The organism is Mesorhizobium sp. M1307 (assembly GCF_040318155.1).
Lineage (GTDB): Bacteria > Pseudomonadota > Alphaproteobacteria > Rhizobiales > Rhizobiaceae > Mesorhizobium.
In genome coordinates this window covers 76422-91443 of sequence record NZ_JAMYLR010000023.1, presented here as the reverse complement: position 1 = coordinate 91443, position 15022 = coordinate 76422, and the positions used below count along the sequence as shown (strand labels likewise).

Annotated in this window: 14 protein-coding genes and 1 pseudogene; 12 read left to right on the top strand and 3 right to left on the bottom strand. The window is 61.1% G+C overall.

Annotated elements, in window-relative coordinates; translation table 11 throughout:
* Together NKH16_RS22630 and NKH16_RS22625 are read right to left on the bottom strand one after the other, a co-directional pair.
* A pseudogene (locus NKH16_RS22630) lies at nt 1–142 on the bottom strand (IS1380 family transposase); the annotation flags it as partial.
* A 676-nt stretch (nt 143–818) separates the two neighbouring features.
* On the bottom strand, nt 819–1208 hold the full coding sequence (locus NKH16_RS22625) for a hypothetical protein (protein ID WP_352453859.1): 390 nt from the start codon (nt 1206–1208) through the stop codon (nt 819–821).
* 600 nt (nt 1209–1808) lie between these two features.
* Between NKH16_RS22625 and queC the strand changes: the two genes are divergently transcribed.
* Genes queC through queE form a run of 3 tightly spaced genes read left to right on the top strand, consistent with a single transcriptional unit; the run spans nt 1809 to nt 3594 of the window.
* Nucleotides 1809–2507, top strand: a complete 699-nt coding sequence (gene queC / locus NKH16_RS22620; protein ID WP_031194962.1) for a 7-cyano-7-deazaguanine synthase QueC — start codon at nt 1809–1811, stop codon at nt 2505–2507.
* Entirely contained in the window at nt 2507–2863 is a 357-nt protein-coding gene (queD, locus tag NKH16_RS22615) for a 6-carboxytetrahydropterin synthase QueD (RefSeq protein ID WP_023722053.1), read from the top strand. Before queC ends, queD begins: the two co-directional genes overlap by 1 nt.
* Nucleotides 2860–3594: a 7-carboxy-7-deazaguanine synthase QueE gene (queE, locus tag NKH16_RS22610; protein ID WP_352901861.1), complete on the top strand. Its 735-nt coding sequence runs from the start codon at nt 2860–2862 to the stop codon at nt 3592–3594. Before queD ends, queE begins: the two co-directional genes overlap by 4 nt.
* A 559-nt stretch (nt 3595–4153) precedes the next feature.
* On the opposite strand, the gene hemN is transcribed toward queE, so the two are convergent.
* Entirely contained in the window at nt 4154–5503 is a 1350-nt protein-coding gene (hemN, locus tag NKH16_RS22605) for an oxygen-independent coproporphyrinogen III oxidase (RefSeq protein WP_352901858.1), read from the bottom strand.
* A 154-nt stretch (nt 5504–5657) separates the two neighbouring features.
* Here hemN and NKH16_RS22600 point away from each other — a divergent pair, with 154 nt between their 5' ends.
* From NKH16_RS22600 to ccoS, 9 genes are all read left to right on the top strand, one after another.
* Nucleotides 5658–6404, top strand: a complete 747-nt coding sequence (locus tag NKH16_RS22600) for a Crp/Fnr family transcriptional regulator (protein ID WP_352901855.1) — start codon at nt 5658–5660, stop codon at nt 6402–6404.
* Between the two features lie 604 nt (nt 6405–7008).
* Nucleotides 7009–8640: a cytochrome-c oxidase, cbb3-type subunit I gene (ccoN, locus tag NKH16_RS22595; RefSeq protein WP_352901853.1), complete on the top strand. Its 1632-nt coding sequence runs from the start codon at nt 7009–7011 to the stop codon at nt 8638–8640.
* Nucleotides 8631–9362: a cytochrome-c oxidase, cbb3-type subunit II gene (gene ccoO / locus NKH16_RS22590; protein ID WP_352901850.1), complete on the top strand. Its 732-nt coding sequence runs from the start codon at nt 8631–8633 to the stop codon at nt 9360–9362. Before ccoN ends, ccoO begins: the two co-directional genes overlap by 10 nt.
* 11 nt (nt 9363–9373) lie before the next feature.
* Nucleotides 9374–9523 carry a cbb3-type cytochrome c oxidase subunit 3 gene (locus NKH16_RS22585; RefSeq protein WP_023679629.1) on the top strand — a complete coding sequence of 50 codons (150 nt, stop codon included), beginning with the start codon at nt 9374–9376 and terminating at the stop codon, nt 9521–9523.
* Between the two features lie 2 nt (nt 9524–9525).
* Nucleotides 9526–10389 carry a cytochrome-c oxidase, cbb3-type subunit III gene (ccoP, locus tag NKH16_RS22580; RefSeq protein WP_352901847.1) on the top strand — a complete coding sequence of 288 codons (864 nt, stop codon included), beginning with the start codon at nt 9526–9528 and terminating at the stop codon, nt 10387–10389.
* 111 nt (nt 10390–10500) lie between these two features.
* Complete coding sequence (gene ccoG / locus NKH16_RS22575) at nt 10501–12060, top strand: cytochrome c oxidase accessory protein CcoG (RefSeq protein ID WP_352901845.1); 1560 nt, start codon at nt 10501–10503, stop codon at nt 12058–12060.
* Nucleotides 12057–12554, top strand: coding sequence for a FixH family protein (locus NKH16_RS22570; protein WP_352517892.1), 498 nt, complete (start codon nt 12057–12059; stop codon nt 12552–12554). Before ccoG ends, NKH16_RS22570 begins: the two co-directional genes overlap by 4 nt.
* Complete coding sequence (locus NKH16_RS22565) at nt 12551–14839, top strand: cation-translocating P-type ATPase (protein WP_352901842.1); 2289 nt, start codon at nt 12551–12553, stop codon at nt 14837–14839. Before NKH16_RS22570 ends, NKH16_RS22565 begins: the two co-directional genes overlap by 4 nt.
* Nucleotides 14836–14988 carry a cbb3-type cytochrome oxidase assembly protein CcoS gene (gene ccoS / locus NKH16_RS22560; protein ID WP_023679633.1) on the top strand — a complete coding sequence of 51 codons (153 nt, stop codon included), beginning with the start codon at nt 14836–14838 and terminating at the stop codon, nt 14986–14988. The genes NKH16_RS22565 and ccoS overlap by 4 nt, the downstream gene beginning before the upstream one ends.
* Nucleotides 14989–15022 lie beyond the last annotated feature (34 nt).

Below are 15022 nucleotides of genomic sequence, written 5' to 3'. Positions count from 1 at the left end.
CGGCCACCCGCAACCGCTTTTCCACCTCGGCCAAGGCCAGAACGCCGCTGTTGGACGACAGCATGCCGCCGTCGAAACGGGCGACGACGGACTTGCCGCCGACTGATGACAAACCGCTCAGCGGCAGCGCAAGATCGTTCATGGTGGGTGTGGTCTCCGGGAAATGGTTCGGATCGGCTTAAGCAACCAAATCCTACGTCATTTCAACGATCAGATCCCGAGCAGCCAGTCAGTATTCGACCGTCGCTGGCGCCTCCGCCCACTGAGGCCTTGTGCTTCCTCCAGCGAGTCAAGCCGATCACCATGCGTGTCGCCAGTTCTGGTGCTCACCCACGTGCCATTTGCGATCTTGTGTCGGTGAGAGCACCGCAAGCACCTCCCCTGCTAGAGCGCAAGGCGGCTTGCGTCGCCCGTGTTGTTACTATTCTTCGCTGTGGTCGGAGTTTTTTCCTTGGCTTCGGAATCGGGACATTCGGCTTTGCAAAAAAATAGGCCCATCGTGGTCGATCGTCACGCCCCCGAGTTCGGCGGCACGATGGGACGACAACGGCAGCGCAAGCTCCATTTGCGCGAGGGGCTCGTCCCTTCAACTACTTGATGCATTTGCGCTTTGCGTACCTCCGTGCATGTTGCTCGATGCCAGGCGGAGATCTCCGTCTCAAACGATCGCGCATCGATGCAACGCCCACGCGTTGATCGCCATGATCGCGGCGATCGCTTTGCCGCGATCGCCGCCGCCGTTTTCGAGCACGACAATCATGCCGGCGGTTCGGCAGCGATGCGCATGCAAAAATTCACAGATGCATTCTGGCCAAATGCTAGCTGCCCAGCAAATGTCCGGCATTTCGCAAGGCCCCTAGGAAGAGACTGGCATGGCCGTTGGCATCGATCTTGGCCTGCATCGACAGGGGCATGCTGTGCCAGGTCTCCAAGGGCGCAATGAAATGTGAGAACGTACCGTTGACGATGCAATGGTGGGTAACAAGGCCCTGTCTGTCCAACGCCAGCACGCCGATCTGGTCGCCCTGATATCGGATGGCTGCGACCCGCTGGACCCCCGCATGACCGTCGACCCGCACGTCGAAAAGCAGGATGCCGCGGCTCCTGGTGGCTACCTCGGCGGCCTTTTCAGCGAAGCTTAAGGAGAGCGAGCGGACGCTTTCGACCGCCAGCCGTAAAACCATCAAATCCAGTTCATCCACTGCCATAAGGTACCTGCGCGCAACACATGGGTGATAGCAATCGACCACACCGCTTGTTCACAGATGTCGGCTCACGACCGATCATTCAGGGTTTGCCGGTCGTCCATTGACCGAGGGCGTGCTCCGGTTCGAACCGATCCTGAAGCGGAATGCGCTGGATCTACGGAACCCGAGGCCAAAGTTGCCGCGACAATTGATGTCGTGATCATTCCAGACATCTGCATCGGCGTCGCTGAACATCCCACTGGTAAGTCCGTTCTCTTGCGGCAAGCCCATCTTCGGGCCGTCTTGTACCTGAAACCCTCGCGGTGGCGTCCCTCGAAGCTCTGGACCGCCGGGCGCTTGATCGTCGAGAACTTTGTTTACGAAGGTCCGGACCTCCTGCAGAGCATATTCCGGTGCGCTCGCCTTTGAGCATTCCGCTGAAGCGTGACGTTTCGCTAGTCCGTGTTCCTTGCAGGCTCACCGCGAGGGCGCCTTGCACACAGCGGCACGTCAGCGCATGAAACTCGTCCCCCGTTCACTTCACAAAATGGATTTCCTGAAGTACTGGGAGCGCAGAGAAATCTCCGGTCGCAGCCTACCCGGTTAAAACAAGGACCCAAAATGAAGACTCTCGTCGTCTGCTCCGGCGGATTGGACTCCGTTACCCTTGCTCACAAGGTGGCAGCGGAGCACGAACTCGCCGGCCTCCTATCTTTCGACTACGGCCAACGGCATAGGAAGGAATTGGGCTTCGCCGCCCTTTGCGCGGAGCGACTGAGCGTCCCGCACCGCATCATCGACATCCACGAGATCGGCGGCGGCCTTTCCGGCTCCGCGCTGACCGATAATGTGGACGTGCCCGACGGGCACTACGCCGAAGACACGATGAAGGTCACGGTGGTGCCGAACCGGAACGCCATCATGTTGGCCATTGCCTTCGGCTTCGCCGCAGCGCACGGCGCTGAGGCGGTGGCGACGGCCGTGCATGGTGGGGATCATTTCATTTATCCCGACTGCCGTCCGGCCTTCATCGACGCTTTCCAGATGATGCAGGACCACGCGCTCGACGGCTACGCGGAGATTCGCATTTATGCACCCTATGTGAATCTCACGAAGGCGGACATTGTTAGGAATGGAGCAGCATACGGCACGCCGTTTGCGCAGACCTGGTCCTGCTACAAGGGCGCCGAGCGTCACTGCGGGAGGTGCGGGACCTGCGTCGAGCGGCGCGAGGCGTTTCATCTCTCTGGGCAGCCGGACCCCACCGACTACGAGGACTCCGACTTCTGGCTCGATGCGCTGCGAAGGAGGACCGCGTAATGTTCCGCATCACCAAGGAATTCCACTTCTCAGCCTCGCATCAGCTCACCTCGTTGCCACCCGATCACCAATGCGCGCGCCTGCACGGGCATAACTACATCGTTGAAGTGGAGCTTTCAGCGAATGGACTGAACGACAACGGCTTCGTGCGCGACTATCACGATTTGGCGCCATTCAAACGCTACATCGACGAGAGCTTCGACCACCGACATCTCAACGACGTGCTGGGACATGAGCAAGTCACGGCGGAATATCTGGCCAGACATTTTTATGAATGGTGCAAGGCACGCCTGCGCGAAACCTCGGCCGTGCGGGTGAGCGAAACGCCGAAAACCTGGGCGGAATACCGGCCATGACCGATACGCATCCCGCAATCCGCGTGAGTGAGATTTTCGGGCCGACGATCCAGGGCGAGGGCGTGCTCATCGGTTTGCCGACGGTCTTCGTCAGAACCGGCGGGTGTGACTATCGCTGTTCCTGGTGCGACAGCCTGCAGGCGGTGGACAATCAATTCCGCCATGAATGGGAGATGATGTCCATTGGCGCGGTGTGGCAAAACGTGCTTGCGCTTTCCGGTGGCCGCCCGCTGATGGTGTCGCTGTCAGGCGGCAATCCGGCCATCCAGCCGCTCGGCGCGCTCATCGAGCGAGGCCATGGTGAAGGTTACCGTTTTGCGCTGGAAACCCAAGGTTCGGTGGCCAGGGACTGGTTTGCCGACCTCGACGTGCTAGTCCTCAGCCCAAAGCCGCCGTCAAGCCAAATGACGACCGATTGGGCCGCTTTCGAGGCGTGCCTCCAGGCGGCACAAGGCAGGCCGCAAGTCGTGCTCAAGCTCATTGTTTTCGACGAAAGGGACTACGCCTACGCGAAAGACGCCGCTGCGAGATTTCCGCGACTTCCGATCTATCTGCAACCCGGCAATCACACGCCGCCACGCCCCGCAAATGAAGACGCGCCTGTCGACCTTGACGGAATATTGAAGCGCATGGAGTGGCTGGTTGATAGCGTGACCCGCGACAGGTGGTTCGAAGCCCGTGTGCTGCCGCAGCTGCACGTTATGCTCTGGGGTAACAAGAGAGCCGTCTAGCCTGGGCCCGCTTTTCACTGAAACTGCGCCGGCGGATATTCGGGTGGACGGGTTGTCCCACGCTTGACGGCGCTGCCGGGGTGCTTGCGGACTTTCTGCCACCGGCACCAGGAGCGTGGCCAGCCGCTTACGACTCGGAATGTTGCCGAGGCTCGGTTTCGACGGGCGTCGGCTTGGCGCGAACCAATCAAAGGTTAGCGCGAGCCACGGGTGGATAGTGTGGTGGTGCGATGCGGCGGCGCCTGCTGCAGCTGGCAGGGTCCTTGCGGATTCTTGTTGCAAGGCCGAAGGGAGCTGTCGGCCGACAACCATGATCTGGCCAGGACGATTGTCGACTGCTTCCGATACAGAAAAGAGGCCGGACTCGACGTGGCGCTTCAGGGACTGCGAAATGGAATACGGCGCCGGAAGGCACGACCGGACGATATCGTCGCTATACCAAGACGCGTCTGGTCCGCTCCGAATCCTGTCTCGACACGACGGTCGCCGATCAACAGTGAAAAATGTAGCGCAATCGGTTCACGATCGACTGAGAACCATGACCGTTCCTCTGCGGTGCTCAGACTGCCGCTGAGTGCCTGGCCGTTCCACTTTCGAAATATTTGTCGAACTTTGCCGCGATGCTCCTGACAAAGGGCCGGCTTTCCGCAGGCACGACGAAGCGGTCACCATCAAGTTCAAGCAACCGCGCAGGATCTTGGAGGGCCGTGGAACTCGCTCGGACGAGAAGTCTTTGGCCGGCTTCGCCAAAGCGCTCCACCAGCTCAATCGCCGAGAAGGCGAAGTCACACATCAATCGCTCGATGATCCAGCCGCGAACACGGTCGTCGTCAGAAAGCGCGATACCCCGAACAGCGGCCAGCCCGCCATGAGCAACCATGCGTCCATACTCGGCGGTCGAAGGCATATTCTGTGCATAGCCCTGGCGAAACTGGCTGATGGACGATGGGCCGAGGCCGATCAATGTCTCGTAGCAGTCCTCGGTGTAGCCTTGGAAGTTCCGGTGCAAAGTCCCGGCGCGGGCCGCAAGCGCCAGCGCATCGCCGGGCTTGGCGAAATGATCGAGCCCGATTGCTTCGTATCCCTGGTCCATGATCGCCCGCGCTGCCAATTGCGATTGGGCAAACCGCTCCGCCGGACCCGGCAACCAGGCCTTGTCGATCATCGTCTGATGTTTCTTGAACCACGGCACATGGGCGTAGCCAAAAAGCGCGATCCGATCCGGTTCCAGGGTCAGTGCCTGTGCAACCGTGGAGGCGACGCTCTCCCTGGTCTGATGCGGCAGGCCGTAGAGCAGATCGAGATTGACGGATTCGACGCCGCGCGAACGAACGCCATCAACAACCGTCTTGGTCTGCAGAAAGGTCTGCTCGCGGTTGATCGCTTTCTGCACCTTCGGGTCGAAATCCTGGACGCCGAGGCTCGCCCTTGTCATGCCGATTTCGGCAAGTGCATCGAGGCGGGCATCGTCCATATCGTTGGGTTCGATCTCAACGCTGATCTTTGCACCGGGGAGAAACGTGAAGCTGTTGCGCAGGACGGTTCCCAGCGCCACGATATCTTCCGGTTTGAGCATCGTCGGCGAACCGCCGCCGAAATGAACCGCGCGAACTCGGCCCTTGCCGGTGACAAGACTGGAGACGGTGGCGATCTCGGCATGCAGTGAACGGAGATATGTGGTCACTGGTTCGTAGTGGCGCGTCTGTTTGGTATGGCACGCGCAGAACCAGCAGAGCCTGTCGCAATAGGGAATATGCAGGTAAAGCGATATCTCGTCACCACCTTCGAGCGCCTCCAACCAGCCTCGGTAAACGACGGCATCGACCCCCGCATGGAAATGCGGCGCGGTCGGATAACTGGTATAGCGCGGGACGTTCTCGCCAAGTCTGGCAGCTAGCTCCAGTCGCATGTCGTGGTCCACCGTGTTTGCGTCGCCGGAACTGTGGATGCTTGGATGAGCCTAAGCCCTGATTTCGATCAGCGTTCAGCACGGACAAACTGCCGCAAGGATTTTTCTACCGTCGATTGCTATCCTGCCCGCACTGGACAAGTAGAGCGATCGAATGACATTACGGCAGGACATTCACAGTTCCGGCATTCCCGTTCTTTGCCTGTCTTGCGAGGCACGGCACCGCGGTGTCTGTGGTGCGCTCGAACCAGACCATTTGGCTCAGCTCGCCAAGACGTCGTCGCGGCACAATATCGAGCCGGGGGTCGAACTGATCGGCGACGCCGAGGCGGTCGACTGTTATTCAAACGTGCTTTCAGGCGTGGTGAAGCTGACGAAGAGCCTTTCGGACGGCCGCCAGCAGATCGTCGGTCTCCAGTTCGCGCCGGATTTTCTGGGACGGCCCTTCAAGATGAAAAGCGCGATCAATGCGGAAGCGGCAACAGCTGTCTCGCTATGCTCGTTTCCGAGAGCGGCCATCGAACGGTTGATGAAGGAATCACCGGAATTTGTGCATCGCCTGTTCAAGCAGGCGCTGAACGAACTCGACGAGGCACGCGAATGGATGGTGACTCTGGGGCGCAAGACCGCACCGGAGAAGGTGGCGAGCTTTCTCCTCATGATCGCCCGGAACATCGATTCCAGTGTTGACCCGGCGGCTAGGTCGGCGTGCTTCGAGCTGCCGATGACGCGTGCCGACATCTCTGATTTCCTTGGAATTACAAACGAGACCGTGAGCCGTCAGCTGACCAGCCTGAGAATGGACGGCGTGATTCGGATCGAGAACAACCGCCGTGTCACCGTGGACAGCATGAGCCGGCTGGAACGGCGCTGCGGCGGCCGAGGCGCAACCGCCTTTTGAATGACATCGAAGCTGCATGGCCTACGTCACTTATTTCGTTCGGGGCAGGGCATGCTCGCGTTGGGCTTAGAAGAAGCCGCATAGCGACAGCCCGCTCTCCATCCGATCGCCTGAGCCAGGTGTGTTTCGGCCAACTCGTCGGCGAAGCATCCATCCTCGAGGTGCTCGACGTGCAACCGGCTGTTCCAGGCAGGATTGCACTCGGCCGAAGTCAATACGCCTCATACGCAGGGGAAAATCGCCGTCTCCCCGAACCATGAATGTCACGAAGGCAGCGCAACGCTGGCGCTGGATGTCCCAAGGCATTGAAACGATCGACGTTCGGCAAGGCATCGGCCTACTTTCCAGCGTCACAGAAGGCGCGCTTCCCCACACGCCCGCGATCGCCTCCATACCCGGCCCGACCGGGGACGCGGGGCCTGTCCGTAAGCGTGGCGGCCGGTGCCGCGCTTCCACATTCGATCGCCACAGTCTGATCGCACCGAACTCGATGCTGCTCGAAGCAAAATCGTGCGGCTCTGACATGGATCAGGGCGAGCAGGCCACGGCTGCGCAATAAGGCACTGCGGTTGGCGCCCGCCGGAATTGGAAATCGGGGCTTGCGATGAAATTCGGCACAGAGATCGTCCTTCTAAGCCTGTTTGCGTTTGCGGCCCTGGTGGCTGCCGGCTTCGGCGTAGATGAACCTTTTCGCCGGCATATGTGGGTTTTGTTCTTCGCCGTGGCTGGCTTCACTGCGATTCTGTTGCGCAACACGGAGTTCAAGCCGGCAGTTCCGATCGACCCCGCCGCTTACATGGATGGGCCGATCCGCTACGGTGCCATCGCCACCGTATTCTGGGGCGTCGTCGGCATGCTGGTCGGCGTGGTCATCGCCCTGCAGCTCGCCTACCCCGATCTCAACATCCAGCCCTGGTTCAATTTCGGCCGACTGCGGCCTTTGCATACTTCCGGCGTGGTTTTTGCCTTCGGCGGCAATGCACTCATCTGCACGTCACTTTATGTCGTGCAGCGGACCTGTCGTGCCAGGCTGTTCGGCGGCGATCTCGCCTGGTTCGTGTTTTGGGGCTATCAGCTGTTCATCGTCATGGCGGCCACCGGCTACCTGCTCGGTATCACCGAGAGCCGCGAATACGCCGAGCCCGAATGGTATGTGGACCTGTGGCTGACCATTGTCTGGGTCGCCTATCTCATCCTGTTCCTCGGCACGATCCTAAAGCGCGAGGAACCGCACATCTATGTCGCCAACTGGTTCTACCTTGCCTTCATCGTGACCATCGCAATGCTGCATGTGATCAACAACCTGTCGATGCCGGTCTCCTTCCTGGGCTCCAAGAGCTATTCAGCCTTCTCCGGCGTACAGGACGCCCTGACGCAATGGTGGTACGGCCACAATGCCGTCGGCTTTTTCCTCACCGCCGGCTTCCTCGGGATGATGTATTATTTCGTGCCCAAGCAAGCCAACCGACCGGTCTATTCCTACCGGCTGTCGATCATCCACTTCTGGGCGATCATCTTTCTCTACATCTGGGCCGGTCCGCACCACCTCCACTACACCGCCCTGCCGGACTGGGCCCAGACGCTCGGCATGGTGTTCTCGATCATGCTCTGGATGCCCTCGTGGGGCGGCATGATAAACGGCCTGATGACGCTCTCGGGCGCCTGGGACAAGCTGCGCACCGACCCGATCATCCGTATGATGGTGATGGCCATCGCCTTCTACGGGATGTCGACCTTCGAAGGCCCGATGATGTCAATCAAGGCCGTCAACTCGCTCTCGCACTACACCGACTGGACCATCGGTCACGTCCATTCGGGCGCGCTCGGATGGGTTGGCATGATCTCGTTCGGCGCGATTTATTTCATGGTCCCGAAGTTATGGAATCGCGACCGGCTTTATTCGCTGCGGCTCGTCAACTGGCACTTCTGGCTGGCGACGCTTGGGATCGTCGTTTACGCCGCGGTGATGTGGGTGTCCGGCGTCATGCAGGGCCTGATGTGGCGCGAATACAACGAGCAGGGCTTCCTGGTCTACTCCTTCGCCGAAACCGTCGCCGCCATGCATCCCTACTACATCATGCGTGCCATCGGCGGCGCGATGTATCTGTCGGGCGCCCTCATCATGGCCTGGAACATCGCCCTGACCATCCTCGGCTACCGGCGCGAGGAGGATCCGATGCCGCGCTCCATCCCCGCCCTCCAGCCTGTGCGATCAGGAGCCAGAAAATGGGCCTGATGGACAGACACGCGGTCATCGAGAAGAACGCCACACTGCTTCTCCTCGGGTCCCTGCTGGTCGTAACGGTCGGCGGCATCGTCGAGATCGCACCGCTCTTCTATCTCGACAACACCATCGAAAAGGTCGAAGGCATGCGGCCCTATTCGCCGCTAGAGCTCGCCGGGCGCAACATCTATGTGCGCGAGGGCTGCTACCTCTGCCACAGCCAGATGATCAGGCCATTCCGCGACGAAGTCGAGCGCTACGGCCACTATAGCCTGGCGGCCGAGTCGATGTACGACCACCCGTTCCAGTGGGGCTCGAAGCGCACCGGGCCGGATCTCACCCGGGTCGGCGACCGCTACTCGAACGGATGGCACGTCCAGCATCTCACCGAGCCGCGTTCGGTGGTGCCGGAATCGATCATGCCGAGCTACGCGTTCCTGAAGGACATGCCCATCGAGGTGAAGGATTTCTCGACGCATCTGATCGCCAACAGCCGTGTCGGTGTGTCCTATTCAGACGACATGATCGCTCATGCCAATGCCGATCTCATGGCGCAGGCCGATGCGAATGCCGACACATCGGGCCTGGAGAGACGCTATCCGAAAGCCAAGGTTGGGGACTTCGACGGCGATCCGCAGCAGGTCACCGAAATGGATGCGCTGGTCGCCTATTTGCAGATGCTCGGCACGCTGGTCGATTTCAGGACCTATGACGAAGCCGCCGGTTACCGCTGAGGAGAATGGCGATGACCTACAATTTCATGCGGGAGTTTGCCGACAGCTGGGGCCTGCTTGCCATGGCGCTTTTCTTCCTCGGATGCGTTGCCTTTGCACTTCGTCCCGGCAGCCGCAGGCAAGCCGAGAGAGCCGCTCACATTCCTCTCAAGGACGACTGATCATGGGCAGCGAGCATATCGACGAGGTTTCGGGTATCTCGACGACCGGCCATGAGTGGGACGGCATCAAGGAACTCAACAACCCGCTTCCCCGCTGGTGGGTCATCACCTTCTACATCACCATTGCCTGGGTGATCGGCTACACCGTCGTCTATCCGGCATGGCCGATGCTGACTTCCGCGACCAGGGGTGTGCTGGGGTATTCGAGCCGCAGAGACGTCAAGAATGAACTGGCCGCGGCCGAAGTGGCCAAGGGTAAATTTGTCGCTGCCATTCAGGCGAAGACCGTCTCCGAGATTACTGCCGACGATACGCTACGCGAATTCGCCGTCGCCGCAGGTGGCGCCGCGTTCAAGGTCAATTGCGTGCAGTGCCATGGCTCGGGCGCTCAAGGGTCCAAGGGTTTTCCCAACCTAAACGACGACGATTGGCTGTGGGGCGGCAACGCCGAACAGATCCAGCAGACGATTGCGCACGGCATCCGCTTCGCATCAGACCCGGATACGCGCCTGTCGGAAATGCCTGCTTTTGGCGACATCATCACGACGGATCAGATCAAGCAGGTCGGCGCCTATGTCGCAAGCCTCTCCGACCCTGTTCAGGACACAAGCCTGATCGAACTCGGCGCCAATGTTTTCGCCGAGAATTGTGCGGCCTGTCATGGTGAGAATGCAAAGGGCAACAGGGAGCTCGGCGCACCCGACCTGACCGACGCGATCTGGCTATACGGGTCTGGCGAAACAGCCATCGCCGCGCAGGTCCGCGCGCCGAAGCACGGCGTCATGCCGGCCTGGATCGGGCGTCTCGGCGAGATCAAGGCCAAGGAACTTGCGGTCTATGTCCATTCGCTTGGTGGCGGAGAATAGGTACGCAGCCTATTCTCGTCCTCCCCCCCACCGCCAAGCGACGAGGCCCGGCGCGAGCCGGGCCTCGGCATCATCCAGAAACCGATGGGTCGCTGGTGACTGGAGCTTCTCGTGCTCGATAACACGCAAATAGAACGGCTCGAAGCCGATGCGGTCAACTCCGCCAAGACCCGTCAGCCGCTCTATGCCGCACGCAAGAAGATCTTCCCGAACCGGGCCTCTGGCAGTTTCCGCCGCTTCAAGTGGTCGGTGATGGCAAACACGCTGGGGATCTACTACCTGACACCTTGGCTGCGGTGGGATCGCGGGCCATTTGCCCCGGACCAGGCCGTGCTGGTCGATCTTGCCAACCGCCGCTTCTATTTCTTCCTCATCGAGATATGGCCGCAGGAATTCTACTATGTGGCCGGCCTGCTGGTCATGGCCGGCGTCGGTCTTTTCCTGGTTACGTCGACTGTCGGTCGTGCCTGGTGCGGCTATACGTGTCCGCAGACCGTGTGGGTCGATCTGTTCCTGGTCGTCGAGCGAGCTATCGAGGGCGACCGCAACGCGCGCATGAAGCTCGATGCCGGGCCTTGGACCGCCCGCAAGCTCGCGCTGAGAATATCGAAACACGCCATCTGGCTGATCATAGGTGCAGCGACCGGCGGCGCCTGGATCTTCTATTTCGCCGATGCGCCGACCTTGCTCGTCGAACTCTTCACCGGCATGGCAGCGCCTGTCGCCTACATCACCGTCGCTGTGCTCACAGCGACGACCTATACGTTCGGCGGGCTGATGCGCGAGCAGGTCTGCACCTACATGTGCCCATGGCCGCGCATCCAGGCGGCCATGCTCGACGAGAATTCCCTCACCGTCACCTATAATGACTGGCGCGGCGAACCGCGCTCGCGTCACGCCAAGAGGGTCCTTGCCGCCGGGCAGCCCGTCGGCGACTGCGTCGACTGCAATGCCTGTGTCGCGGTGTGCCCGATGGGGATAGACATTCGTGATGGCCAGCAGCTTGAATGCATCACCTGCGCGCTCTGCATCGATACCTGTGACGGTATCATGGACAAGCTCGGCAGGGAGCGCGGACTGATTTCCTATGCGACGCTGGCCGACTACAACGTCAACATGATGCTGGCGACCCCGGGCGGCTCCGGTTCAGTCAACCCGTCACTGGTCAGGAGCGCTGACGGCCTGTTCTCCGACAAGGTGGCCCGTTTCCATATCCGCAAGATCTTTCGCCCGCGCACCTTCATCTACATGGGCGCCTGGTCGGCGGTCGGTCTCGCGCTGCTCTATTCGCTGCTGACCCGCGAACGGCTCGAATTGAATGTCCTGCACGATCGCAACCCGCAGTTCGTGACGCTGTCCGACGGTTCGATCCGCAACGGCTACACCGTCAAGCTGCTCAACATGATCCCCGAACCAAGAACGATCATTGTCACGATGCAGGGCCTGCATGGAGCCGAAATGAGCGTTGTCGGCATCGACCTGCCGGCGGATCGCTCCTTCGCCATCCCGGTCGAACCCGACCGGCTCAAGATGCTCAAGGTTTTCGTGCGTCAGCCGGCAGATCAGGTTCGGGGTGCAGCGCAAAGCTTCAAGTTCCGGGTCGAAAACAAGGCACCGTTCGAGTCGGACGAATACACGGCCACTTTCAACGCACCGGAGAGCGCCAGATGAGCGACACCTCGCGACAATCTCGCGAATTCACCGGCAGGCATATGCTGTTCACCATCCTTGGCTTCTTCGGCGTGGTCATAGCGGTCAATCTGACGATGGCGACGCTCGCCAACACGAGCTGGACCGGCCTTGTCGTCGAAAACACCTATGTGGCGAGCCAGCAGTTCAACAAGAAGGCCGAGGAGGGGCGAGCTCAGGCAGCCCTCGGCTGGACTGGCAAACTGACCATCGCAGGCGGTGAGGTCCGCTACAGCCTCACCGATGCTGTCGGCAAGCCGGTTGCCTTGCATGGCGTCAAGGTGCTGTTTCGTCATCCCGCCTACGAGGCCGAGGACAAATCCGTCACTCTTGCCGCTGCCTCCGGTCAGATATTCGCCGCGCACCACATGCCCACGGATGGCGTCTGGATCGTCGAAATCGACGCCGATGCGAGCCTTGCGGAACCCTATCGCGACGTTCGCCGGATCATGATTTCCCACGGGGCGCTGCAATGAGCTGCTGCGCGCCAGGCGCCGAAATGGCATTGGACCTGGAAAAGGTCACACTGGTCCTGCCTTCTGGCCAGGAAATCAGACTGGCGAGCCGCTCGATTGGCGAAAATCTTCGCCAGACCGACCTCTCGGTGCCGGCTGTGCATTGTGCCGCCTGCATCCAGACGATCGAGACGGCGATCGGCAAGCTGGATCGCGTCGAAGGCGCTCGTGTCAATCTTTCGACGAAACGTGTTTCGGTCCGGTGGCGCGGCGAGGAGGTTCCGCCATTCGTCGCCACACTTGGACGGCTGGGCTATGGCGCGCACCTGTTCGATCCCGAGGCTGATGGGAAGGACAAGACGCTCTCGGAACTGATCCGCGCCGTCGCGGTCGCCGGCTTTGCGGCGGGCAACATCATGCTGCTATCAGTCTCCGTCTGGTCCGGCGCGCAAGGCGCGACCCGCGACCTGTTCCATTGGGTCTCGGCCTTGATTGCCATTCCTGTGCTCGCTTTTGCCGGCGGCATCTATTTTCGCTCGGCCTGGAATGCGCTGCGCCACAGCCGCATGAACATGGACGTGCCGATCGCGGTCGGGGTATCGCTCGCTTACGCGATGAGCCTCTACGAGACGATCAACCATGGCGACCATGCTTATTTCGACGCGTCGGTGTCGCTGCTGTTCTTTCTGCTGATCGGCCGCACGCTGGATCACGTGATGCGGGAACGGGCACGGACGGCCGTAAACGGACTGGCTCGGCTAGCGGCGCGCGGCGCCATGGTGCTGCGCGAGGATAGTTCGCGCGACTACTTGCCGGTTGGCGAGATCGAACCAGGAATGGAGCTCTTGATCGCGGCCGGCGAGAGGATGCCCATCGACGGCAGGATCATTGGCGGGGCGTCGGATCTCGACTGTTCCCTGGTTTCCGGGGAAAGCACGCCCAGAACGGTGGGCCCGGGGGCGCAGGTCCAGGCCGGTACACTCAATCTCACCGGTCCGCTGACCATCGAGGCGACGGCCGCCGCGAAGGATTCCTTCCTGGCCGAAATGGTTCGGCTGATGGAAGCGGCAGAGGGCGGCCGCTCCCGCCATCGCAGGATCGCCGATCGCGTCTCCGCGCTCTATGCCCCCGTGGTCCACCTCACCGCCTTTGTGACGTTCCTCGGCTGGATGGCGGCGACCGGCGACTGGCACCGGGCAATAACCATCGCCATCGCCGTTTTGATCATCACATGCCCGTGCGCGCTCGGTCTCGCCGTGCCGATCGTGCAGGTGGTCGCTGCGCGGCGGCTGTTTGAAAGCGGCGTCATGGTCAGGGACGGCTCCGCCATGGAGCGCCTGGCGGGGATCGACACGGCATTGTTCGACAAAACCGGCACGCTTACGCTCGGACTGCCCAGGCTGATCAATGCGCCGTCCATCGATCCGACGATGCTCGCCATGGCGGCCGAGATGGCAGCGCATTCCCGCCATCCCTTTTCGAAGGCAATCGCTGGCAATGCAGCCTTTGCCGGCCAGCCGAAACTCGCGTCCGTCAGCGAGCATCCGGGCTTCGGCATCGAAGCCATCGCCGAGGGCAGTACCTGGCGGCTGGGTCGCCGCGGATGGCGTGAGTGGAAAGCCCGCACCGTCGGCGAAGGCAAACAAGGCTATGGCGGAACCGTTCTGACGAAGGACGGGGTCATTGTCGCGACTTTCGATTTCGAGGATGAGCTGCGTGCCGATGCCAAGGCGGCCATCGAGCAACTGAACGGCGCCGGCGTGTCGGTGGAGATGCTGTCGGGCGACACAGAAGCTGCCTGCGGCGAAGTCGCGGAAGCACTGGGCGTCGAGCGCTTCGTTCCCGCGTTGCTTCCCTCCGGGAAGGTCGAACACATCGAAGCATTGACGCGAACTGGCCACAAGGTGCTGATGGTCGGCGATGGGCTCAACGACACGCCTGCGTTGGGCGCCGCACACGTTTCGATCGCTCCGGCCACGGCGGCGGATATCGGTCGCAACGCCGCGGATTTCGTGTTCCTGCGTAAAAGTCTTCTGGCGGTCCCACTTGCTTTAGACATTTCGCGGAAGGCCGGACTGCTGATCCGGCAGAACATCGCGATCGCATTCGTTTACAATGGCATCGCCGTGCCGGTCGCCATTCTGGGGCACGTTACGCCACTGATCGCGGCGGTCGCGATGTCCGCCTCGTCCCTCCTGGTCATCGGCAATGCGCTACGCCTGCAAGGTTTCGTGTCAAATGCATCGGTGCAAGATGCCCGACATGACAGGCGCTCGGACATTGGCGCACTGGCACAATCCTCATGACGACGCTCGCCTACCTCATACCTGTGGCCCTGTTCCTCGGAGCGCTTGGGCTGGCGGGGTTCCTGTGGGCCTTGAGGAGCGGCCAATATGAAGATCTCGATGGCGCCGCCGAGCGGATCCTGATCGACCGCGACGAGCCACGCAGTTGACCCAGCCTGCCCTGCGAGGACTCGCTCGAATATT